22 protein-coding genes are annotated in these 23,173 nt (G+C 54.8%); 16 read left to right on the top strand and 6 right to left on the bottom strand.

Going from position 1 to position 23,173, the window contains the following annotated elements; translation table 11 throughout:
- Positions 1 to 89: 89 nt before the first annotated feature.
- Positions 90 to 581, top strand: coding sequence for a hypothetical protein (locus B7994_RS10385; RefSeq protein ID WP_088638397.1), 492 nt, complete (start codon positions 90 to 92; stop codon positions 579 to 581).
- On the opposite strand, the gene holA is transcribed toward B7994_RS10385, so the two are convergent.
- Positions 578 to 1,546, bottom strand: a complete 969-nt coding sequence (gene holA, locus B7994_RS10380; protein ID WP_088638396.1) for a DNA polymerase III subunit delta — start codon at positions 1,544 to 1,546, stop codon at positions 578 to 580. The genes B7994_RS10385 and holA overlap by 4 nt on opposite strands.
- Before the next feature lie 12 nt (positions 1,547 to 1,558).
- Complete coding sequence (greA, locus tag B7994_RS10375) at positions 1,559 to 2,026, bottom strand: transcription elongation factor GreA (protein WP_088638395.1); 468 nt, start codon at positions 2,024 to 2,026, stop codon at positions 1,559 to 1,561.
- A gap of 74 nt (positions 2,027 to 2,100) precedes the next feature.
- Here greA and argJ point away from each other — a divergent pair, with 74 nt between their 5' ends.
- Entirely contained in the window at positions 2,101 to 3,318 is a 1,218-nt protein-coding gene (argJ, locus tag B7994_RS10370) for a bifunctional glutamate N-acetyltransferase/amino-acid acetyltransferase ArgJ (RefSeq protein ID WP_088638394.1), read from the top strand.
- A gap of 75 nt (positions 3,319 to 3,393) precedes the next feature.
- On the opposite strand, the gene B7994_RS10365 is transcribed toward argJ, so the two are convergent.
- Both B7994_RS10365 and B7994_RS10360 read right to left on the bottom strand, forming a co-directional pair.
- Positions 3,394 to 4,320: an FISUMP domain-containing protein gene (locus B7994_RS10365; protein WP_233143168.1), complete on the bottom strand. Its 927-nt coding sequence runs from the start codon at positions 4,318 to 4,320 to the stop codon at positions 3,394 to 3,396.
- Positions 4,321 to 4,333: 13 nt separating this feature from the next.
- Positions 4,334 to 5,446 carry a glycosyl hydrolase family 8 gene (locus B7994_RS10360; RefSeq protein WP_088638393.1) on the bottom strand — a complete coding sequence of 371 codons (1,113 nt, stop codon included), beginning with the start codon at positions 5,444 to 5,446 and terminating at the stop codon, positions 4,334 to 4,336.
- A 65-nt stretch (positions 5,447 to 5,511) separates the two neighbouring features.
- Here B7994_RS10360 and B7994_RS10355 point away from each other — a divergent pair, with 65 nt between their 5' ends.
- Positions 5,512 to 6,381 (top strand): NAD(P)/FAD-dependent oxidoreductase, encoded by an 870-nt coding sequence (locus B7994_RS10355; protein WP_088638392.1) that lies wholly within the window; start codon positions 5,512 to 5,514, stop codon positions 6,379 to 6,381.
- 24 nt (positions 6,382 to 6,405) lie between these two features.
- Positions 6,406 to 7,290: a radical SAM protein gene (locus B7994_RS10350; RefSeq protein WP_088638391.1), complete on the top strand. Its 885-nt coding sequence runs from the start codon at positions 6,406 to 6,408 to the stop codon at positions 7,288 to 7,290.
- Positions 7,291 to 7,295: 5 nt separating this feature from the next.
- On the opposite strand, the gene B7994_RS10345 is transcribed toward B7994_RS10350, so the two are convergent.
- Both B7994_RS10345 and B7994_RS10340 read right to left on the bottom strand, forming a co-directional pair.
- Positions 7,296 to 7,874 carry a fibrobacter succinogenes major paralogous domain-containing protein gene (locus B7994_RS10345; protein ID WP_088638390.1) on the bottom strand — a complete coding sequence of 193 codons (579 nt, stop codon included), beginning with the start codon at positions 7,872 to 7,874 and terminating at the stop codon, positions 7,296 to 7,298.
- Positions 7,875 to 7,889: 15 nt separating this feature from the next.
- Positions 7,890 to 8,858 carry a T9SS type A sorting domain-containing protein gene (locus B7994_RS10340; protein ID WP_088638389.1) on the bottom strand — a complete coding sequence of 323 codons (969 nt, stop codon included), beginning with the start codon at positions 8,856 to 8,858 and terminating at the stop codon, positions 7,890 to 7,892.
- Between the two features lie 256 nt (positions 8,859 to 9,114).
- Between B7994_RS10340 and B7994_RS10335 the strand changes: the two genes are divergently transcribed.
- The 12 genes from B7994_RS10335 to ftsZ are packed head-to-tail and all read left to right on the top strand — an operon-like array spanning position 9,115 to position 23,001.
- The gene (locus tag B7994_RS10335) at positions 9,115 to 9,591 is read left to right on the top strand and encodes a division/cell wall cluster transcriptional repressor MraZ (protein ID WP_088638388.1); all 477 of its coding nucleotides are present in this window, start codon (positions 9,115 to 9,117) and stop codon (positions 9,589 to 9,591) included.
- Entirely contained in the window at positions 9,578 to 10,534 is a 957-nt protein-coding gene (gene rsmH / locus B7994_RS10330) for a 16S rRNA (cytosine(1402)-N(4))-methyltransferase RsmH (protein WP_088638387.1), read from the top strand. Before B7994_RS10335 ends, rsmH begins: the two co-directional genes overlap by 14 nt.
- Positions 10,531 to 10,848 (top strand): hypothetical protein, encoded by a 318-nt coding sequence (locus tag B7994_RS10325; protein ID WP_088638386.1) that lies wholly within the window; start codon positions 10,531 to 10,533, stop codon positions 10,846 to 10,848. The genes rsmH and B7994_RS10325 overlap by 4 nt, the downstream gene beginning before the upstream one ends.
- A complete protein-coding gene (locus tag B7994_RS10320; protein WP_088638385.1) occupies positions 10,838 to 12,787 on the top strand; it encodes a penicillin-binding protein in 1,950 nt (649 codons plus the stop codon). The genes B7994_RS10325 and B7994_RS10320 overlap by 11 nt, the downstream gene beginning before the upstream one ends.
- Positions 12,787 to 14,211: a UDP-N-acetylmuramoyl-L-alanyl-D-glutamate--2,6-diaminopimelate ligase gene (locus B7994_RS10315; protein ID WP_088638384.1), complete on the top strand. Its 1,425-nt coding sequence runs from the start codon at positions 12,787 to 12,789 to the stop codon at positions 14,209 to 14,211. Before B7994_RS10320 ends, B7994_RS10315 begins: the two co-directional genes overlap by 1 nt.
- Positions 14,205 to 15,596 (top strand): UDP-N-acetylmuramoyl-tripeptide--D-alanyl-D-alanine ligase, encoded by a 1,392-nt coding sequence (gene murF, locus B7994_RS10310; protein ID WP_088638383.1) that lies wholly within the window; start codon positions 14,205 to 14,207, stop codon positions 15,594 to 15,596. The genes B7994_RS10315 and murF overlap by 7 nt, the downstream gene beginning before the upstream one ends.
- Positions 15,597 to 15,612: 16 nt before the next feature.
- On the top strand, positions 15,613 to 16,836 hold the full coding sequence (locus B7994_RS10305; protein WP_088638382.1) for a putative peptidoglycan glycosyltransferase FtsW: 1,224 nt from the start codon (positions 15,613 to 15,615) through the stop codon (positions 16,834 to 16,836).
- Complete coding sequence (gene murG / locus B7994_RS10300) at positions 16,833 to 17,912, top strand: undecaprenyldiphospho-muramoylpentapeptide beta-N-acetylglucosaminyltransferase (RefSeq protein WP_088638381.1); 1,080 nt, start codon at positions 16,833 to 16,835, stop codon at positions 17,910 to 17,912. The genes B7994_RS10305 and murG overlap by 4 nt, the downstream gene beginning before the upstream one ends.
- A complete protein-coding gene (gene murC, locus B7994_RS10295) occupies positions 17,902 to 19,284 on the top strand; it encodes a UDP-N-acetylmuramate--L-alanine ligase (protein WP_088638380.1) in 1,383 nt (460 codons plus the stop codon). Before murG ends, murC begins: the two co-directional genes overlap by 11 nt.
- The gene (locus B7994_RS10290) at positions 19,281 to 20,123 is read left to right on the top strand and encodes a cell division protein FtsQ/DivIB (RefSeq protein WP_233143167.1); all 843 of its coding nucleotides are present in this window, start codon (positions 19,281 to 19,283) and stop codon (positions 20,121 to 20,123) included. The genes murC and B7994_RS10290 overlap by 4 nt, the downstream gene beginning before the upstream one ends.
- A complete protein-coding gene (gene ftsA / locus B7994_RS10285) occupies positions 20,116 to 21,357 on the top strand; it encodes a cell division protein FtsA (RefSeq protein WP_088638378.1) in 1,242 nt (413 codons plus the stop codon). Before B7994_RS10290 ends, ftsA begins: the two co-directional genes overlap by 8 nt.
- Before the next feature lie 39 nt (positions 21,358 to 21,396).
- Entirely contained in the window at positions 21,397 to 23,001 is a 1,605-nt protein-coding gene (gene ftsZ / locus B7994_RS10280; RefSeq protein ID WP_088638377.1) for a cell division protein FtsZ, read from the top strand.
- The last annotated feature ends 172 nt before the right edge of the window (positions 23,002 to 23,173 follow it).

Raw genomic sequence — 23,173 nt, 5'->3', positions numbered from 1 at the left:
AGAAACAAGAAGTTTAAAAGAGCCCTGCGGGGCTCTTTTTTATATTAACTGGCGTTGAAAAAGAACTTTTTAGACAGGTAGATGAAACTATGTCAGAACAGGTTTTGACTCGCGAATCCTTGGTGGAGTTTTTCGGGGAAGATGAATTCCAGAAGTTGTGCAATCACGAGGCGGGGCACGCCCTGGTGGCGTTCCTGTTCAAGCGCCCGCTGGACTATGTGAAGATGGACCGTTCTAAGGAACGCCCGGGTATTACGCACATTGCGGGTAGCGAACTGGAAGGCGACGCGCATATCGCCATGGCGGGCCACCTGGCAGAATTCCTGATACGTCACGATTTCAAGTGTAGTCTTGATACCGTCATGAAGGATTTGCCGATGGAACTCTACAAGAGCGATGCGGACTACCAGCGCTTCCAGGCGGCGTGCTACTATTTTAAATTGGCAGAGACGAACGTGGTCGAACAGGACTACAATATCCTGATGGCGTGCCAGAAGCAACTTTGCGAAATCGCGAAGGCACTAAACGAACGGGCGTACTTGTCCCGCGATGAAATAGAAAGTATCGTGAAGGGAGCCTAGCGCACGACAAGTGCCGCGAGGGCGAGTTCCTGCGCAATCTTCGTGCTGCACTGCCCGCTCTTGATTTCGTAGTCAAGGTCGGCGAGACGGCGTATAACCCTGCACAGCAGCGGCTTCCCCCAGCGACGGGCGCATTCGGGAGCCTTGCCCTTCACGTTGTAAATGAAGTCGTTCTTGCCCATCTCGGCGGCAGCGTCTTTCGGTGACAAGCCTTTGCCGAGCAGTGAGGAAAATCTCAGCAGGTCGACGGCGTAATAGTAGAGCGAGGCAACGATGCTCACTGCATCTACGCCGTTGTTGAAAAGTTCGTTCAGCTTGCGGGCGTATTCCTGCGTGTCGCGCAATCCGAAGGAATCGTTTATTTCGAACGAGACCATCTTGCGCTGCGGTACGATCATGGAGCGGACGAGTTCTTCGGTAATCTTCTTGCAGTTGGGGTCGAACAGCAGAACTTTCTCGACTTCTTCGCAAACAAGCTTTGTGTCTGTCCCGAGGGCATCGGCCAGGTAGTCGCATGCATTGCGGTCAATCGCCTTGTTAAAGTGCGTAGGGATTGCTGCGGCAATCCATTCCGACATTTTGTACTGCTTGGGAACGTCGTACTTCTCGATGGTGCCTGCTGCCTTTAGCGCCTTGCTGAGTTCTCCGCGTGCATCGAGCTTGTTGAACTCGAGGAACAACTTGCAGTTCGGCTTGTGGCTTATCCATTTGGCGAGGCTCTTGGATTCGTCGGCCTTGAGGGCGTCGCATTTGCGCACCACGACAACTTGCTCGGGAGAGAACATCGACACCGATTCGCATGCCGTGAAGATGGCATCCGCTATGGACGGAATGTCCGGATCGGTCGCGAAGAGGATCTGCCGCGACATCGGATCGTCCTTGAGGTTGCCAAGCGTTTCTTCGAGGAATCGCTCGATGCGCTTTTCCTTTGAGAAATCGTCTTCGCCGATGGCTGCGATGATCATGGACAGGTTGGCCTAGTTGATGTCGAGAATTTCGAACTTGTTGACGCCTCTCGGAGTCGTGACCTCGATGGTCTCGCCCTTCTTCTTGCCCATGAGGGCGGCACCGATGGGGCTCTTGAAACTGATTTTGCCGTTGAGGGCGTCGGCTTCTTCGGGGCTCACCAGCTGGTACACCACGTTCTTCTTGGTCTTCGCGTTGAGGAGCGTCACCTTTGCGCCGAACTTGATGGTGTCGCAGTTCGGGTCGAACGCGACGACTTCGGCGCGGGCAATCTGGTCTTGCAACCTGGGCATCTCGATATTGTCGATGGACGAAAGGCGTTCCTTCGCGGCGTGGTATTCGGCGTTTTCGCTCAAATCGCCCTGTGCACGGGCATCAACCAATTCTTGCAATACGCGCGGACGTTCCACATTTTTTAAATTTTCAAGGTCTTTAACGAGTTTGTCGAAAGCTTCTTGTGTAAACTTGATCTTTTCCATGCTCCACAAAGTACAAAATTTAACATGCCTTCGTGGGCGCTCGCCTGCGAAAGAACATCTTTTTAGGAGATAGTATGTACAATCTGCTGGATAATGGCGGCGTATGTTCCCCCAAGGGGTTCACCGCTTCTGGAATTTGCGCTGGCATCAAGGCTAGCGGCAATGCCGACATGGCGCTCCTCAAGAGCGAAAAGGCCGCGCGTTGCTTCGCCGTTTTTACCACCAACAAGGTGAAGGCTGCTCCGGTATTGTACGATAAGGCGGCTCTTGAACACGCTCACTTTGCTACGGCAGTCGTGGTGAACAGCGGCAATGCGAACGCATGCACCGGCGAACAGGGATACAAGGATGCCGAACGCATGGCGACCCTCACCGAAGAAGCTCTGGGCCTTACCCCGAAGAGTGTGCTCGTATGCAGCACGGGCGTGATTGGCCACCTGATGCCGATGGACAAGATCGAAGCCGGTATCCCGAGGCTCGTGGAAAAACTGCATGCCGATGCGTCCGAAGAATTCGGCCGCGCCATCCTCACGACCGACCTTGCCCTCAAGAGCCACGCCGTGGAAATCCAGACGGAGAAGGGCGTGATTACGATTGGCGGCGCCTGCAAGGGTTCGGGCATGATCCACCCGAACATGGCGACCATGCTTGCCTTCATCACGACCGATATTTCTCTCCCGATTGACTTCTTTGCGGAATTCCGCGCCGACATCGCGGATTCCTTCAACGCCATTACCGTGGACGGCGATACCAGCACGAATGACACCTGCATCCTGCTTGCAAACGGCATGAGCGGACTTCGTTACGAAGACTTAAGCCTCAGCGAACAGGGAGAGTTCCGTGCGGCACTCATGCTTATCATGCAGAGCCTCGCGAAGGATATCGTGCGAGACGGTGAAGGTGCTACCAAGCTTATTGAGCTGCGCATCGAGAAGGCGGAAAGCCACGAGGAAGCGCTCCGCATGGCTCGCTTCATCGGAACGAGTAACCTTGCAAAGTGCGCGATGTTCGGCGAAGACCCGAACTGGGGACGTATCCTCAGCAGCGCGGGCTCCAGCGGCTGCAACATGGTGGCTGAACATACCGACCTGTACTTCGGTGATGTGAAGGTGCTTGAAGGCGGGCGCCCCATCCAGCTTGACGAAGCCCAGACGGCGGCACTCCACGCGGTGGTACGCCAGCGCGAATACAAGGTGACGCTCGTGCTCAACATCGGGCAGGCATCCGCAAGCGCGTTTACCTGCGACTTGAGCTATGGCTACGTGAAGATTAACGCGGAATATACAACGTAAGAGTAAGAGACCGCTTAAGTAAAAAAAAACGCTCCGGCTTTGCCGGGGCGATTTTTTGTTTGAAAGGTTTGTAGCCTAGTCTTTCAGGCAGCGGAGGCTGGCGCCGAATTCGGGATCGAACTTTTCGAACTTGGCGATTTCCTTGTCGTGGTAGAACACGAGTACTTCGCCTTCGGCGGTCCAGAGGTAGGCTTTCTTACCGGCATCTTCGAACTTGCGGTCCTTCAGCGGGACGTCGCTCTTCGCGAAGTGAGCGCCACCGGCCTTCACGCCGAACCCGAGTTCGTCCTTGCCGTTGCCGTAGTCGTTCCCGCCTTCCTTGATGGGGTCCCAGCCGAAGCCGGCCTTGAGCACGGTGCCGACCTTGCCACTTGTTTCGGCGAAGGTGAGCAGCGTCTTCCATTCTTCCTTGGTGGGCATGTGGAAACCTTCGAGGCATGCCTTCTTGGCGTTCTCGAAGTTGTAGAGGCGGCCCCAGTGGTTGCACTGGTTGCATACGGATCCTTCGTAGGTGCCGAAGTTCATGTTCTCGGCAGTCCAGAGCTGCGTGCCGATGCGAATCCACTGGTAGGCGTAACCGTCACGCGGGTCCTTGTAGCTGCCGTCGGTAGCGGGACTTCCATCGGGGTCAAAAACTTCACCGAATTCAATCTGCTTGTTCTTCTGGTACTTTGCCTTGGAGGCAATCTTGCCGTTCTTGTGGTACTTCGTAACTTCGCCTTCGATGTAGCCGTCGGCGAACGGAGTCTCGGCCTGGAGGGTGCCGTCGTCGTAGTATTCCTTCTGCACGCCTTCCTTGCGGTCTTCGTTGTAGTTCGTTTCGCGCTTGAGGGTCCCGTTGTTGTAGTATTCCTTTTCGATACCCTGCTTTTTGTCCTTGACGTAGGTCGTTTCCATACGTACAGAGCCGTCGGGGAATTCCTGCACGCGGATGTCTTCGCACGCGGTGAGGGCGAAGGCGGCCATCATGGCGAAAATGGAGATGGTGGTTCTCTTTTGCATAGGTCCTCCTATTTTAGATGATAATCTTGCCGGCTGTGGCGAGTATGCCGATGATGTAGAGCATACCGTCGTAGTAGCGCCAAAAACGGAACGGGACGGAGAGTGCCGCGAGGTCCCTAACGAAGGGCCTGATGAGCGGGTCTTCCGAATCGAGTACTTGTGTTGCCGCTGCATTCATGGCGATAATTCCGGGAGTGGCGTTGCGGCCTTGCCTCGGGTATGGCGTGCCGTCTGTAGCGTAGTCCGAGAGGTAGGGCCTGCGGCTTTCGAAGAAGTTTAGCAGGCGTGTGCAGATTTCCTTTTCGCTCTCGTCGCCGCGGTTGAGCGCGTAGTCGAGACTTAGGTTGAGGGCAACGCGCCAGGCGTCGCCGCTGAAGCAGTTGCTTTCGGGGAACCACGGCATGGCCTTGGGTGTGCCGTCGTATTCGGAGTAGTCGCCGCAGAGCCCGGTGACCGGGTGTGCGGCCTTTTTCAGGTATTCAATGCTGTTCTTTGCAATTTCGAACCATTCGCTGTCGCCGGTGGCCTTGGCGAAGGCGCGGTAGAAGGCTATGGTGTGGTAACTCGGGTCGGTAAAGTCGTTGCCGAGTACGGGGGAGAACTTGATGAGTTTCCTTTCGGGGTCGATCATCGGGCCCACGAGTTCGTTGAACGGCTTGTTCTTGATACAGTCGATGAGTTCGATGGCTTCTTGCCTGTAGTCATCGCGGTTAAACTTGTTGGCGGCAATCAGGAGGGCTGCGGCGATGTATTCTTCGCCGTCGGGTGCGGCACCCGGGTCCATCATCGAGAAGTCGGTCGTGGAAACTTGCCAGGAGTAGTAACCCTTGTGCGGGCCGTCGTTGTTGCGCAGGTATTTCTTCGCGAAGTTCCATAGTTTCTGGAACAGTTTGTCGTGGCCGGTGAGGGCCGCAATGAACATGCCGTAGCTCATGCCCTCGGAGCGGATATCGTCGTGTCCGATGTCGATGATGTAGGCCATGTCGTCGGAGGCTTCAAAGCAGACGCGTTCATCGATGGGGTCGCCTTCAAAGAGCTTGCTGAATGCATTCTGGATTAACTGGTCGGCGAAGTTCGGGCCGTAGCCTGCTTCGACGAACATGTCGCGTGGCTTTTTGCAATCCATGGTTATAGTCCTTTTATATATACACTAAAATAAATTTTTTTCGTATTTTTGTGTTAGAGGTTTTTATGTCAGATGTAATTATTATCGGTTATGGACCGGCTGGAGTGTCGGCTAGCTTGTATGCACTTAGGTCCGGATTGGACGTCGTGCTGGTCGGCAAGGATTCCGGGGCGCTCGAGAAAGCCCATATGATAGAGAATTACTATGGCCTGGAGAAGCCGCTGGCCGGTTCGGACCTTTTTGCTGTAGGGAAGGCTCAGGCGGCACGTCTTGGGGCGCAAATCGTTGACGACGAGGTGACGGACCTGTACTTTGACGGCAAGATGTTCGTGGCGACAGGCCTAAAGGGTGAATACCGCGGCCGCGCATGCATCATGGCGACGGGTTCTGCCCGCAAAAAACAGCCTCTGCCGAAGATGGCCGAACTGGAAGGCCATGGAGTGAGTTACTGTGCGATTTGCGATGCCTTTTTCTATCGCGGTAAGGATGTCGCCGTGCTCGGGGCTGGGGAATACGCCCTCCACGAGTGCAAGGAACTCTTGAATGTTGCCGGTAGCGTGACGCTCCTGACCAATGGGGCCGAGGTTACGGCTGAATTTCCGGAGACGGTGAAGATTGACAAGCGTCCGCTCAAGGCGTTGCTTGGCGAAGGTCAGCTTGCCGGAGCCGTGTTCATGGACGAATCCGAGATAAAGCTCGACGGACTGTTCGTTGCCCTCGGGAGCGCAAGCGCGATGGACCTAGCCCGCAAGGCGGGTGCGGCTTTCGAAAACGGGAACGTTGTACTCGACAGGAACTTCATGACGACTGTTCCCGGACTGTTTGCCGCGGGCGACTGCACCGGTGGTACATTGCAGGTCGCCGTCGCCGTAGGCGAGGGCGCGATTGCGGGCCTTGCTGCCATCAAGTATTTGCGGGAGACGCGGGAAGGTTAGGACTACACCTGCGGTATCTGTGCGATGCGCCGGCTCACACTCCTCACGAATCCGGACAAGTGCAACCTGCGTTGCCCGTTGTGCTTCTTGAACCAGCGGGGACGGCCTTTCGGGATGGGCGAGATGCCTATCGAGGTCGCGAAGGCCGCGATTGAAAAAAATGCGGGGAGCGGACTTCGCGAGGTTATCCCGAGTACGATGGGGGAGCCTTTACTTTATTCGAAATTTGCGGAACTGCTCGAATATTGTTCTGCGAAAAAAATCCCGCTCAACCTGACGACAAACGGAACGTTCCCTGGAATATGGGGAACGGCTGCAGGGATGGAGCGTCTGCTCCTTGCCTGCAGCGACATCAAGGTGAGCTGCATGGGATTCGAGGATCCCGCGTTCGACGAGATGATGCCGGGAATTTCGTTTGAGCCTTGGCGCCGGAATGTCGAACGCCTGCTTGGTGTGGCGCGCAGTTTATGTGCAGGCTCCGCGACAGGACGGAATGTCGCGAGTGTCTCGCTCCAGGTGACACTGCACAGGAAACTTTTAAGCTTTGCTCCGGAAATCTTGCACTGGGCGGATTCTGTCGGAATAGTCCGCATCAAGTGGAACCTGCCGGTGTTTATCTCGGCGGGGGAGCGCTTGCGGAATGAATACGGAATCTCGGGCCTGGCTGCTCGCGAAATTCGTCGGGAGCTGGAAGCGTTGCAGGCGCAGTTCCCGCGCGTGCGCTGCGAAGGGAGTCTTTTTTTCGACGTGCATCTTGGCGGCGGTCCCTGCGATTTGTTCAAGGACGAAATCTGGATCTTGCCCGATGGTTCGGAAGAACATTGCCCCAATCCCGAGCGCCGTTTCGGCGACAGCGCCTCTGCGGGTGCAACATGCGAAAAATGCATGTTGTTCAATCATGACTTGTAAGCTTTTTATTTTACGCAGCGGACAGAGCGGGCGGTTCCCTTGTCGAAGGCGTTCAGCGAGGCTCCCTTGCTGCTGAAATCAAGGAACAGGTAGTAGGCGAGTCCGTCTTCGCTATCGGTGCTGCTCCAGAAATAGGCGTAGCCGCCTATGCCGTCGAATTTTCCCTGGCTCCAGTAGCCTGCGGGCAGTGCGGCGAACCCGAGCGCGTCGGATCCGTTGCCCTTCTTGAACCAGCCTGAACTCGATTTTAGTGCGTCGCCCGCCTTGGACATTCCGCCTGCGGCCTTGACTAGTTCTTCGACTTCCTGATTGTTCGGCAGCCTCCATCCGCTGGGGCATGCGCGGAGGGCATCGTCGCGGGTGTAAAGCCTGCCGTACTTGCTGCAGTTGCGGTTGTCGCCTTCGGGGCAACTGCTATTGCCGGTTTCGAAATTCAGGTTCTCGGCAAACCATAGTTTATCCGCAATCTTTATGACGGAGTATTTTTGCCCGTCGCGTTCGTCCGTAATCTTTTCTGCGCAGCCCACAAGTGCGGGCAGGATGCCCGTGACGATAGCTGCAATTCCGGCAAGAGCGGTTTTCATTTTTTTACGCGATTTTTAGCGGACGTTTATCTTGCGGTAATTGGTTCCGATCTTTACGATGTACGAACCGGCTGCAAACGACGACATGTCGATGTCTGCGGAATGCGTGACACCCTTGCGGATGATTCGACCTTGCAGGTCCATGACCGTATAGGCGGCGGGCAATGACAGCGCGTTGGAAAGCTCCGCTTGCGGTAAAGCCGACGGCTTGTTCAAGAAATGCATGTTGCCGTAGGTTGCCTGTATGTTGGAATTGCGCATCACGCAGACGGATATAGACGCTGTCTCGGTTTCGAAATCTTTTTCGGAACGGAGAAGTATTGTCGTTATTCCGTCGACGAGTTTCGCGTCTTCGGCGGTTACGCCTGCACTCGTGCTGAAGTCGAGTACGATGTCGAAATCGCATTCCTTGCAGATGCCCATGGTTATCGGGCTAATCGCGATAAGGGTTAATGCAACTTCGGTGTTTGTCTGCTGAAAGTAGGGTGATCCATCTTCGTGGGTGTCGGGATCATGGTTGACGGGCTCCCAGGTGAGCGGGATTCCGTCTTTGTCTGTAGTTGTTGCTTTGGCGAATGTGATTAGGGGCTGGAATACTGTAAGAAAGTGATTTGTTAAGCCGACGCCGATTTGGAAGTGGTCCGTAAGCGTTTGTATATATTCTAGCGGGTATTCGAGCCATAGCGTATCTACACCGGAAGGGCCGATTTTCCCAAGATAGTTCTTCAGGGTCGGCTGGTTCGAATCCTTCGACTGGTATATGGCAACATTATTGGTGGCAAAGAGGTTGTACGATTGGCCGGCGGCTCCTTCTAGGTCAAACGAATCTCCTTCGCCTCTGGCAGAAACGTAAACAGGGAAACGGGTTCCGGCGACGATTGAGTCTGCATCAGTGAACGCTTCGAGGACGTTGGCCATGGCGCTTTGGGCCGATAAGAGGACTGCCGCGAGGGCGAACGTTGTTTTTCTGAAAAGGGTTCCCATTTTACACTCCTTCATAATTTGTTTGCAAATATAAAAATGCGGTTTGGGCAGTGGGCCTGAGTTGGCGGCTGTAATCTGGGTTGCGTCATTTTTTTTTGTTGTTGCTGCACTAATGTGTAGTAATGTGAAGCCGGACCTCGTCCCGAAGTATGCTTTTTGTATGCTTTGGGTGTCAAAAAACGTAACATGTCTTGCCAAAGTGGTTGAAAGTGGGTAGATTTTACACTGTTGTGGTAAAATGTGTCAAAAAACTAGTATGAACTTTACGTCTTTCATAGGTCAGGCCCAAACGGCTATCGATGGAAAGGGAAGGACTTCCTTCCCTAGGGAATTCCGTCGTCAGCTCGTTGGAGCCGATGGGAATGAGTTCGTGGTCACGCGTGGCCCGAATCAGACCCTGAGGTTCTTTACTGTACCTGAATACGAAAAGTTCATGGCGGACCTGGACTGCCGGTCCGACCGCCGTCAAGCTGACCTAGTTCGGAGAAACCTCTGGCCCACCGTGGTGGAGCTCGATGGTCAAAACCGCATTTTACTTCCTAAGATCTTGTTGGAGTATGCTGGTCTAAAGGGCGAAGTCCTTTACGTGCCGGCACGCGGTAAAACTCTCGAACTGTGGAATCCTGAACGCTTCAATGCCAAGTATGGTTTGCAGACAAGTGAAGATATTGCTGCATTCGATGCCGCGTTCTATGGAGAGAGCTTGACGGAGGGTGGCGATGTCAATCGTTGATGAACGTGCCTTCTACCATGCTCCCGTAATGCTCCAGGAATGCCTGGATGCTTTGAACATCAAGGCTGACGGCACCTATTCGGATTGCACTCTCGGTGGTGGCGGACATTCCTACGCAATTGCAAACAAACTAAATTCCTCGGGGACGCTCCATGCCTTCGACCGTGACGAAGAGGCCGTGGCTTATGCGACAAAGCGCCTTGCAGGAGTAGCCCCGAAGTTCATTGTGCATCCGGTGCGCTTTGGCGAACTGAAAAACGAAATCCCCGCTAATACGCTGGATGGTATTCTGTATGATCTTGGAATCAGCAGCCACCAGGTTGATGATTCTGAACGCGGGTTTACCTTCGTTGGCAATAACCCGCTCGACCTGCGCATGGATCGCCGGGAAGGGGTCTCTGCGCAGGATTGGCTTTGCAATGTCGATGCGGATACGCTTGCTGCGGCTCTCCGCAAGAATGCCGATATGGATAGGGCATTCAAACTGGCAACTCGTCTAGTCGAGATGGCTTCGGAAATCAAGAGGGAAAATCGCGAAATCCTCCCGTCGGACATGAAGTCTGCCGTGGAATCCGTGTTCCCGGACAAGCGTCGTGAAGTGAATGGCCTGCTGGCTCGCGTGTTCCAGGCGATTCGCATGGAAGTGAACGGCGAACTCAAGGAAATCGAAGATAGTCTCCGTGCGGCTGTGGACTGCCTCAAGGTGGGCGGCCGCCTGGTGGTGATGAGCTACCATTCCGTGGAAGACCGTTGCGTCAAGGAGACTGCGGCTGAATTCGAACGCGCTTGCATCTGTCCGGAAAATTTGCCGGTATGCATGTGCGGTGGGAATCATCAGCGCCTAAGGAAGGTGAATCGCAAGCCGATTCTACCGACAAACGAAGAAATTGCGAACAACAGCAGGGCTCGCTCTGCAAAGTTAAGGGTTTACGAACGGGTATGAGCGCAACCGAGAAAATACCTCTGCCGAAGACAAACAAGTCAATCGTCGTGATTGTCTCGCTTGCCGTTGTCGCGGTTGTTTCCGGGCTCATGACGCCGCTGTACCTGCAGAACCGCATCAACACTCTTTACGACAAGTATCACAAGCTAACAGAAGAAGTGGTGTTCCTGGAAGGAGATGTGCTCCGCATGGAACTGAAGATAAACCAGCTCTCGACTCTGGAAAGTTTGCGTGGCTATGCCGAACAGACGGGCCTTGGCTTGAATGCTGTTCCTGTAAAGATTATGGGCGAGGGAGGGACCTATGAACGGTAAGATCCGTCTTGAACCACTCGCCTTCCTCAAGTGGCTCGTAATGAGCCTTGTTGGCGTGCTCTTGTGGCAGACCTTTAGCATTCAGGTGGTGAACCGCAAGGTGTACCAGACCAAGGCGAAGAACATGGTGACGAGCACGAGAAACGTCTATGCCGACCGTGGTCGCATTCTGGATAGGAATGGCGTGGTCCTTGCGGATAACTGCCGCGATACGACCAACAAGATGCTCGACTACACCCGCATATTCCTTCATGGGCAGTTGGCGAGCCAGGTGGTGGGCAAGCTCGACTTTAACGGACACGGAAACATGGGCCTCGAGAGGACTTTCGATACGAAGTTGAGCGGAGTCAGTGGCATTCGTGTGGGCGTTGACGGCCAGACTGTCGAGAAGTTCAGCGAAATGGATGGTGATTCCGTAAAGACGGTCAAGAAGGTCGTGAAGCGTGAAATCTATTCGCGTTCTCGCGAAGTGGCCAAGGCGGAACCGGGCTTGAACATGGTCTTGACGATTGACGGAAATATGCAGGAAATCGTCGAGAAGGCCTTGAAGGATGGCGTGAACGAGTTCGAGGCGAAGAGTGCGAGTGCTGTGATTGTGGAACCCTACACGGGCGAAATCCTTGCCATGGCGAGCTACCCGACTTTTGACCCGAACTCCAAGACCCAGGGTGTGGGCCGCATGGCGAATAACGAGATTGTTACACTTTCCTATGAACCGGGTTCTACCTTCAAGGTGATTACCGCGGCGGCTGCTCTCGAGAACAAGATTGTGCCGCCTACGCGCGTTTTCGAGAACGAAGGCCGCTGCTGGAGCTGGAACCCGAAATCCGAGAAGATATGCGATACGCACGTCTATGGTGACATGGATATGTCCGAGGCGATGGTGCAGTCCTCGAATATAGTGTTTGCAAAGATTGCGGCAGAAGTCGGTGCCGAAAAACTCTACAACATGGCGCGCGGCTTTGGATTCGGCATGCCTACGTCGGACTACTTCCCCGGCGAGGAGAGAGGCCGCCTGCTTATGCCTTACGAGCTTACGCGCGATGACCGTACGCTCAAGACGATGGGCTTTGGCCATGCTATTTCTGTGACGCCTATCCAGATGGCAATGGCGTATGCTGCAGTCGCGAACGGTGGCGTGCTGATGGAACCGATGCTTGTGCGTGAATGGCGCGATTCAAGGGACAGCGTCGTCGAGAAGATTGAACCCAAGGAAGTGCGCCGCGTAATTTCGGCAAGCACGGCTGCGACAATCCGTTCGATGCTCTACCGTGTGGTGAATAGCGGTACGGCAAAGAAGGTTGTCTCGAAGAAGATTCCCGATGTGTATTTTGGTGGCAAGACCGGTACCGCAGAAAAGTTCAACCAGGAAACGCAGAAGTACGATCGCGACCATCAGGTGGCTTCGTTTATCGGGCTTGCGCCTGTCGAGGATACGCGCTATGTGTGCCTCGTGTTGGTGGATGACCCGCAGGGCAAGCATGTGGGCGGTCTTACCGCGGGTCCGATTTTCCGCCGCATAATGGAAGGTATTTACTACCATCCGGAAGCGTCTCCGGTTTCATACAACCTGGCGCAGGTAAAGAAGAACAATCCCTGCGATATGGACTTTATGGGCATGACCGCCGATGCAGCAAAGAAACTTGCCTCGGATAAGGGGTGCAAGGTTGCGTTTGCTGGCGAGGGCGTCCGCGTGATTTCGCAGAATATAGACTATACGGGCGATGCGGGTGTCGTACTTTCGCTGGGCGAGATGCTTGCATCCAAGATGCCCGACTTGAAAGGACTTTCCTTGCGCGATGCGATGGAAATTATGGGCAATATCCGCGTGAATGTGGAATATGAGGGTAAGGGACGCGTTGTGGCGCAGTCGCCCAAGCCCGAAGAATTGCTCCAGAAGGGAACGACGTGCAAGCTTACGCTTAAGGAGAGAGGCTAATGATATCCGAAGGTTTGATGCGTAACTTGGATGTGAAGGGTCTTTGCGATGACTCCCGCCGAGTGAAGGCGCAGGATCTGTTCTTCTCGATGCCCGCGGAAGGCTACGAGGAGTTTGCCCGCAATGCGGTTGCCTCGGGCGCCGTTGCGGTCGTGAGCGAGCAGGTTGCTCCCGAAGGGCTCGCCTCCAAGTGGATTCAGGTGGCCGATGTGAAGGCGGCCCGCCTTGAAGCGGCAAGGATTTTCTACAAGGATCCGTTCGCGAAACTCAAGTGCCATGCGGTTACCGGGACCAACGGGAAGACGACTAGCGCCTTCCTCATGAATGCGATGCTTGAATCCGCCGGCAGAAAGACGGCCCTCCTCGGGACCATCAAGAACAAGATTGGTGATACGTCGGTTCCGGCGACGCTCACGACTCCCGGCCTTCTGGACCTGTTCGCCTTTGCCGCAAAGGCCGTCGCGGCAGGATGCACTGACCTCGTGATGGAAGCATCGAGCCATTCCCTGCATCAGGGCCGTGTTGCCGGAATCCGCTTCAAGAGCGGCCTCTTCAGCAACCTCACGCAGGACCATCTCGATTATCACAAGACGATGGAAGCCTATTTCGAAGCGAAGAAGCTCCTGTTCACGAAGTACCTCGCCGATGACGGTGTGGCAGTGGTGAACATCGACGATGCGCATGGTGAAAAGATTTTTGACGAACTGAAGGCTGCTGGCCGCAATGTGGTTTCCGTGTCGAGACTCGGTAAGGAAAAGGCCGGTGTGAAGCCCGCGGGCGAGGTGTCCAACACTGAAAATGGCCTCGTGTTTACGCTCCCGATGGTGGCGGCTGAACCGTTCGAGACGCCCATGTGCGGCGATTTCAATGTGGATAACGTGCTGCTCGTGCTCGCTTGGGCGAACGCCCTCCAGATTCCGGAACTTTCGATGCGTGCTGCCCTCGCTAGCGTGCGCGTGCCTGGCCGTTTCGAGAAGGTCTGGAACAAGGGCGGCAAACACGTGATTGTCGATTACGCACATACGCCCGATGCGCTGGAACGCGTGCTTGCGACTGCCCGCAAGCTCTGCCGCGGCAAGCTTTCTACGGTGTTCGGCTGCGGTGGCGACCGCGACCGTACCAAGCGCCCGATTATGGGGCATATCGCCGAGACGATTGCCGATACGGCATGGCTCACCTCCGATAACCCGCGCACGGAAGACCCGATTGCCATTATCGAAGACGTGCGTGCGGGCATGAGTACGGACAAGTTTATTGTGGTCGCTGACCGTGCAGAGGCTATCAAGCGCGCCTGTACCGCCCTGAATGACGGCGACTGGCTCGTGATTGCGGGCAAGGGTCACGAAGACTACCAGATAGTCGGAAAGACCAAGCATCATTTTGACGACCGCGAAGAGGCGGTGAAGGCAATGGAAGAATGCTAAAACTTGATTTGACAGTTAAGGAAATGCTGGATATCCTGGAGACGGCCCCGGTGGGCGTCCCGGCCCGCATTCTCAAACGCAAGGTGAATCTGTGCTTGGATTCACGTGAAAAGGCCAAGGGCGTGGTGTTCTGGCCTATAAAGGGCGCACGTTTTGATGCCCACAAGTTTGTTCCCCAAATGGAAAAGGAAGGTGCACTGATGAGCGTAGTGAACCAGGAATCTGTTGACCAGAATACCTTCAAGATGTATGCCCCGGTGGACGATACCACCAAGGCACTCCTGAAGCTTGCCAAGGGCTACCAGCGCCTCTTTAAGGTGAAGAAAGTCGCTATCACCGGCAGTAACGGCAAGACGACCACGAAGGAGATGACGAAGGCTATCCTTTCGATGAAGTTCAATACGCACGCTACGCAGGGAAATTTCAACAACCACATCGGTGTCCCGATGACGCTTTTCCAGCTGAAGCACAGTCACGAAGCCGCCGTCGTGGAGATGGGTACGAGTGGACCGGACGAAATCCGCCCGCTGTCGCTTGCAACTGAACCCGATGTTGCCGTGATTACCAACATTGGCGCAAGCCACCTGGAACGCCTCAAGGATCTGGACGGCGTGTTTAACGAGAAAATTACCATTAAGGACGGTCTCAAGGCCGGCGGAACGCTTATCGTGAATGCAGATGATGCTCACCTCTGCAAGGTCCGTTCGACAAAGAACATGAAGGTGGTGACTTTCGGTGTGCGTCGCGGAATCGTGAAGCCCGAAAAACTTTCCTGGAATGCGAATGCCTGCGCCGACTTCTACATTGGCCGTACGCATTTTGAACTGGGTGTTCCTGGAATCCACAACCTGTACAATGCGCTTGCGGCAATTGCCGTGGGTACGGCGTTCCGTGTCCCGAAGGCCGATATCGCGAAGGCCCTCAAGAACTTCCGTGCAACCAACATGCGCATGGAAATTCGCAAGGGTAACGGCTTCAAGATTGTTTCGGACTGCTACAATGCGAACCCGTCTTCTACCCGCATGGCTCTCCAGACCATCGGGAACATGAACGTGCAGGGCTGCCGCATCGCCGTCTTGGGCGATATGCTCGAACTGGGCAAGGCAAGCAAGGACTTGCACAGGGAAATAGGTAGGCTCGTTCCGGAAATGAATTTTGACCTCTTGCTCGCTGTTGGCGAAGAGGCTAAGGAATTTATCAAGGGTGCGAAGGAACGCGGCATGGCGCATGCCTTCCATTTCGATACCGTTCAGGATGCAATCGAGTTCCTGGGCGATGTCGTTTCTGAAGGCGACGTGCTCCTGGTGAAGGGCAGCCGCGGAATGCACATGGAGCAGGTGGTGGACGCCCTCGCGAACCTCACTCCCGCATCGAAGGTGAGATAGTACTGGTAAGGAACTTATGAGCAATACACAGACGACAGGCGTGAACAAGTTGCTGTTGCTATCAACAATGCTGTTGATAGTGTTCGGCATTGTCGTCGTGTACACCGCGACGACCCCGCAGGCCTTCAAGATGGGGCTTCCTTCGGAATATTACCTGAAGAAGCACTGCCTGAAGGTTGTCGCTTGCCTTGCCGCCATGTTCTTTGGTGCCCGTGTGGATTATTCCATCTGGAAAAAAGCCTCTCGTTTGATCTTTATTGTGGGTTGTGCCCTTACGTTCGCCGCCATTGTCAAGGGCTGGGTGACAGCAGGTACGGCGGCGCAAGCGGCAGTAAAGGGGGCTAACCGCTGGATATTCGGCATTCAGCCTTCTGAAATCATGAAGCTCGGCTTTATCCTGATGATTGCGACAAAGCTTTCCGATGCGGGTGCGGAAATCAAGTCCATTACCTGCAGCTTGAAACAGCCCGCTGTGCCTCTGCTTATTGTGACCGTTTTGCTGGTGCTTCAGCCGAACTATTCCATGCTGGTGATGTTCTGCGGGATTATGCTTGCGATGCTTTTTGTTGCCGGCGCCAGGCTGAAGTATGTGGCGGAAGGTTTTGGCGTGTATGGTGGTATTGGTGCCATAGGCGTTCTTATAAAGTCCTTGAAGGCGATGTTTAGCGAAAGCCATTTCCATGTGGCCGATCGTATCGGTGCGTTCTTTAACCCGGCGGAACACCAGAACGGCGTCGAGCAGGGAGAACGTTCCCTCGAGGCTCTTGGAAACGGCGGTATTTTCGGTGCCGGTATTGGTAATGGCTCGGTGAAGTTCGGTTACTTGCCCGAGGCGCACAAGGATGTGGTCTACAGTGTTATTGGCGAAGAATTTGGCTTTGTCGGGACGGCTGCGGTATTGGGCGTGTTTGCGATTATTTTCTATCAGGGTTTCGAGATTGCGAAGAATAGCCAGACGCGTTTTGGCAAGTGCCTGGCTGTCGCCCTGACCATTTCGCTGTTCTTGAACTTTATTGTTCACGTCTGCGTGAGTACGGGCCTTATCCCGACTACGGGGCAACCGCTTCCGTTCTTGAGCTTCGGCGGTACGAACTTGATTATTTCTGGGCTGTTTATCGGCATATTGCTGAACATCTCGAAGACCGGTACCGGCAAGAAGATTGACGAGGCTTATGCGGGTGACGAGCGCATGAACGTCTATACATTCGGTGGTTTTGACATAGCGAGGACTGAAACATGAAAAAGTTCCTGTTTGTATGCGGTGGCACTGGCGGCCACATCTTCCCGGCAGTGGCGATTGCCGAGAGCCTAAAGAAGAAGGGCTATACCGAAATTACTTTCGTGGGTCGCAAGAACTCCATGGAAGAACGCCTTGTGGCGGCCAACTGGCCCTACGAATACATTACGGCGGAGCCGCTGCATCGCGGACCGTTCCTCAAGAATCTTGCCCTGCCGTTTAAACTCTCGAAGTCGCTGGTACGAGCAAAGAGTGTTGTGAAACAGGTAAACCCCGATGTGGTTGTCGCTACCGGCGGCTATGTGTCGCTGCCTATCGTAATTGCGGCAGGTCGCCTTGGAATCCCTGTTTACTTGCAAGAACAGAACGCCGTTGCCGGTGTCGCAAACAAGGTGGGTTCCCGCTATGCAAAGACCATCTTTGTAACTTCCGAGGCTGCGGCAAAATTCTTCCCTGCCGGGAAGTGCATGGTGTTTGGCAACCCGGTGCGCAAGTTGCCCGATGGCAATTCGCTTGCCCGTCCGTCCGAATTTCCAGAGGGCAAGAAGGCCGTGTTTATTGTGGGTGGCTCGCAGGGTGCCGTGGGTATCAACAATAAGATTGAAGAGAGCATCAAGCAGATTGCCGCTCGCACCGATGTGAATGTCGTGTGGCAGGTGGGTGTGAAGAATGTCGATGCAATCCGTGAACGTGTGGGGAATATTCCGAATGTCACCATCTGCGGGTTCCTTGACGGTATTTACGCCTATATGAATTATGCTGACCTGATTATCAGCCGCGCAGGTGCATCGGCTCTTGCCGAAATTCTCGCTTTCGGGAAACCGTCCATCTTGCTCCCGTTCCCGCATGCTACCGCGAACCACCAGGAACACAATGCCCGTGTGGTCGAGAAGGCTGGTGCGGCCCTGGTTGAACTGGATAGCGATCCGAACGATTTGTGGAACAAGGTGGAACAGCTTTTGGCTGATGAATCCCGCCTGAGTGCGATGGCTTCTGCCGCGAAGGGGCTTGGTATGCCCGATGCCGCAGACCAGATTGCGCAGGCTATTTTGGAAAAGGAAATGCCTAATGCAGATTAATGATTGTAAACGCGTACGTCGCTTGCACTTTGTCGGAATCGGTGGTGCCGGAATGTCGGGCATCGCAGAGGTCCTGCATGCAAATGGATTCGTGGTGAGCGGTTCCGATACGGGAGAGAGCCCAGTTATCGAGTACCTTAAGGGCCTTGGCATAAAGGTGGCTCCGAAGCACGAGGCGAAGAATGTGGAAGACGCCGATCTGGTTGTCTATTCTTCCGCAGTGCCGCACGATAACCCTGAACTGGTCGAAGCGCGCAACCGCCGCATTCCGGTAATCCGCCGCGCCGAGATGCTCGGTGAACTTATGCGCATGAAGTACACGCTTTCGATTTGCGGTACGCATGGTAAGACTACGACAACCTCCATCGTTGGCGAAATCTGGGAAGAGGCTGGCCTTGACCCGACTATTATCGTGGGCGGTGTGGTGAAGGGCAAGGGCTCTGGCGCCAAGGTGGGTAAGGGTGATTACCTGATTGCCGAAAGCGATGAGTTTGACCGCAGTTTCCTTTCGATGATGCCGTCTTCTGCTATCGTCACCAACATCGATGCGGACCATCTGGATACCTATGAAAACATCGAGGATATCAAGGATGCCTTCGTTCAGTTCGTGAATAAGATTCCGTTCTATGGACAGGTAATCCTCTGCCTGGATGACCCGAATGTGCAGGCAATCCTTTCGCGTGTGCGCAAGCCCGTGATTACCTATGGTTTCAGCCGTCAGGCCAAATACCGCGTAGACAACCTGCGCTTTGAAAAGGGTTACCCTGTATTTGAAATTTTGAACGATGGCGAAAGCCTTGGGGAATTCCGCCTCCAGATTCCGGGCCGCCATAATGTCCTGAACGCGACTGCCGCTGTGGCGCTTGCCGTCGAAGAAGGCATTTCGGCCGATATCGCCCGCAAGGCCTGCGCAGCCTTCCAGGGTGTTACCCGCCGTTTCGAATTTATGGGCGAGAAGAACGGTGTGATGGTATTCAACGACTATGCACATCACCCGACGGAATCGACCGCAACCCTTCTTGGGTTCCGCGAAGCCTTCCCGGACAAGCGTATCATTGTCGCCTTCCAGCCGCACCTTTATTCCCGCACGCGAGACCAGCACGAAGCCTTCGGTATGGCTTTTGCGAACTGCGACGTGCTTTTGGTAACGGATATCTATGCGGCGCGCGAACGCCCGATTGAAGGCGTGACTGGTGCTCTTGTGGCGAACAGTGCTACCGACCGCGGTCACAGAAACGCGCGTTTTGTGGGCGACCAGATGAACCTGCTCCCGATTTTCAAGGAAGAACTCCGCGAAAACGACGTGGTGGTCCTGATGGGCGCCGGAAACATCTACAAGCTTGGAACCAAGATTCTGGAGGAATGCATTTGACCGAATCCAGGACGACATTCTGGGGTCGCCGTATCGGCTACAACGAAGGCAAGCGGAAGCAGGCCCGTGCGCAGAAGATGAAGCGCGGTGTCAAGAGCGTTCTCCGCTGGTTTAAGCGTCGTGGCTGGATCCTGAGCGTCCTTCTGATTGCCGCCGGGGTCGCCCTCTGGACGAACCGTTTCTACGTGCAGCGTTTCAACCCGATGGACCTGCGTCACCTCCGCTACATTGATATCGAAGGGAACCGCATGCTTTCTTGGGAAGATATCATCCAGAACGCGCAGGTGGAACCGGGCATGCTTATGTCCGAGGTCTATCCGGATTCTATCGAGAAAATGCTGATACAGGTTCCTCTGATCCGTTCGGTTCATGTCAAAAAGCATTTCCCGTCTTCTATGTCGATTACTCTCGAGGAATCGAAGGCCATTGCATCGTTCTTCGATGGCGGCAAGGCGACCGTGTATTCCGAAAGGGGAATCCCGCTCCCGCTTTCCAAGTCGACGGCGCTTCGCCTGCCTATTGTGGAAGCGGAATCGGTGAACGAAATCAAGCCCATTTGCAAGTTCCTTGCCGAGATGCAGAAGGTGGACCCGAGTCAGTATGCGCTTGTTTCCCAGGTGGGTTGGTCCGAAAAAGACAGGGCTTTCGAAGTGTTTTTCAGGGACGTGGAATTCCATGTGCTCTACCCGTCGGCGGGGTGGGACGCCGAATTGTTCTCCATGTACGATATGGTTAAGGCGGGTTTCCCGCAGGATTTGCGTTGTGCCGGTGAAGTTGACCTACGTTACGCCGGTTTTGCCTATGTAAGGAATTTCGATAAGAGGTGCGCCAATGGATGAATCGAAAAATGAGATAAGGAAAGAAGACCTGATATTCGGTCTGGATATCGGTGCCTCGAAAATAAACCTGTTCGTCGGCGTTGCGAACGAAGCTAACGTGCGCGTGCTGGAGTGCGGGGATTTTGCGCTGACCAATGCAGATGAGTTCGACCATGTGGTCGAAACGCTCAAGCGTGCAGCGCAGAGCCTTGAAACGACGACAGGTGTCGATGTTCACGATGTGTATGTGGGCATTGCGGGCATGCATGTTTCATCGGTCAATTACAAGGGCCTGATTACGCTCCCGACGGGTGAAGTTCGCAGCCAGGATATCGAGACTGTCAAGGATCAGGCAAGCACCATTCCGGAATCCGCTGGGCAGATTATTCACGTGTTCCCGGGCGAATACACGCTTGACGACCAGGCGGGTATTAGGAACCCGAAGGGCCTCAATGGTCGCCGCCTTGGCGTTGAAGTCCAGGTAGTCACCTCGCGCCCGAGCGCTATACAGAACTTGGACAAGTGCGTTCGTAGCGCCGGCCTCCATACCGTAGAATTTGTCTGGGAACCGTTTGCTGCAGCACATGCCGTGCTCACTCCGGACGAGAAGGAACTGGGCGTGGCTCTGGTTGATATTGGCGCGGGTACTGCCGATGTGGCTGTTTTCGTGGGCGAATCGCTTCGCTACACCGCTTCGCTCGATATCGCGGGCAATAGCATCACTAGCGATATCAGCAAGTGCCTCAAGGTTCCTATCTCGCTCTCGAAGGCAGAAGAGATCAAGAAGAAGTATGGCACCTGCAAGATTAGCAACCTTATCGAAGACGAAACCTTCCCGGTGCCCGGTGTCGGTGACCGCGGCGATGTGCTCTGCTCGCGTAAACTGCTGGCTCGCGTGATTACGGCCCGCGTCGAAGAAATATTCAAACTTTTGAAAAAAGACATGGACAAGCACGGTATTACGAACGTCATCAATGGCGGTATCGTCATTACCGGCGGCTGCTGCGCTCTTGACGGTATCGACGAAATCGCCGAGAATGTGTTCGAGAAGCCGGTGCGCATTGGTTACCCGAAGGGAACGACCGGTATCCAGGAGGCCTTCCGCAAGCCGTCGTATGCAACAGGTATCGGCCTTCTGCACTATGCCGCTCGCCAGCGCATGGAAAACAGGAAGCATGAGACAGGAGCTCAGATTACGGTTTCTGTCAAGAAGGGCATCCAATGGTTCAAGGACCTTGTCCGCACGTATTTTTAACTAAAAAACAAACACTCAAATCACAGGGAGATACAAACCATGAGTGAATTCATAAACGGGGCGACCCATATCGAAATGGACGAATCCACCCTCAACAACGCCAAGGTGAAGGTGTTCGGCGTCGGCGGTGCCGGCGGCAACACTGTGAACCGTATGGTCGGTATGAACATCGAAGGTGTAGAATACTACGCCGTGAATACCGATGCGAAGGCGCTTGAGCTGAGCCTTGCCGATCACAAGATCGCCATTGGCATGAAGACGACCAAGACGCTCGGTGCGGGTGCAAAACCCGACGTGGGCAAGAAGGCCGCCGAAGAAAACATCGAAGAGCTTAAGGAATCCATGAAGGGTGCCGATATGATCTTCATTACTGCCGGCATGGGTGGCGGAACCGGTACTGGTGCCGCTCCGGTTGTTGGTGCGATTGCCCGCGAAATGGGAATCCTCACCGTGGCCGTGGTGACCAAGCCGTTCAAGTACGAAGGTCCTGTGCGTTCCAGGAATGCCGGAAAGGGCATCAAGGAACTGCGCGATAACGTTGACACCATGATTGTGGTGGATAACGAAAAGCTCCTGAACGTGGTTCAGTCTACCGACAAGACCCTTACCCTTGACGGTGCTTTCAGACTGACTGACGAAATCCTCGGCAATGCCGTGCGCAGCATCTGCGACATCATGTTCCGTCATGGTCTCATCCACGTTGACTTCGCCGATATCCGTACGGTCATGTCGAATGGCGGCTCCGCTCTCATGGGTACGGGCATTGCGGAAGGTGACAACCGCGGCATCAGGGCCGTTGACCTGGCTCTTTCTTCGCCGCTCCTGGAAGACGTGAACGTGGAAGGCGCTACCGGCGTGCTAGTGAACGTTTCTCATGGTGAAAACTTCTCCATGATTGAATACAGCGAAGCCATGGACCACATCTACGAAGCCGTGGGTGACATGGGTGACCCGAACATCATCATCGGTGACATCCTCCTTCCGGAACTTGGTGACAAGGTCTGCATCACCGTCATTGCGACGGGTTGCGGCAATACTGGTGCCCAGCAGGCTGCTTCTGTTCAGGTTGCTCCGGCACAGCCCTATGTCGCTCCGACATCCACTCCGCGTGCAAGTGACCTGGTGAACACCATCGGTGGCCCCACTGCTGGTTACCAGCAGCCGGCTCCGCAGGCCGCTCCGGCAGCCCCGCAGCCTGTTGCAGCGACTCCGCGCCCGACCGCGCTCAACTTTGTCGCTCTCGCACAGACTGTTCCCATGCCGACCGTGAGCGCCGAAGCTCCTGCCGCACAGCAGTCCGTGTTCACGCAGCATGGCGCAGCTCCTGCTAGCTTTGCAGCACCCAGTTTCTCTGCGACCGCTCCGGCCGAAGAGACCATCCTCGGAACTCCCAACGCCTCGCTCCCCGAGACGCAGGAATTCTCCGCTGCAGCTGATGTGGATATCATGAACACTGTTTCTGAAAAGAATGGTCTTGGAATGCGTGAGGAACCGTCGCTTGAAACTCCGACGTTCATTCGTAACACCATGGCCGAAAAGAGCGTCCCTGCCTCGGTTGGTGTCACCAGGGAAGCTTGCGCTCTCAGGAGCAGCGGCGTTGACTACGACGTGCCGGCTTTCCTTCGTGGAAGCGACGTCTTTTAGTAGACATCGCATTGCAGTGAAAAAATAAACACACACACAGGGTGCGCCTCTCTAGCGCACTCACCACAACACAAGGGAGTCGCCCGGGTCTCCCTGCTCGGGCGACTCTTCTTTGATTTTTGGCGCGCCTGGCTTAATGCCAGGCGTTCGCTTTTTGTGGGATTTTATTAAA

Origin of the sequence: Fibrobacter sp. UWR2 (assembly GCF_002210285.1) — a bacterium.
GTDB lineage: Bacteria > Fibrobacterota > Fibrobacteria > Fibrobacterales > Fibrobacteraceae > Fibrobacter.
Note: the sequence above shows the minus strand (reverse complement) of the source record. Positions and strands in the feature narration are given on the sequence as shown.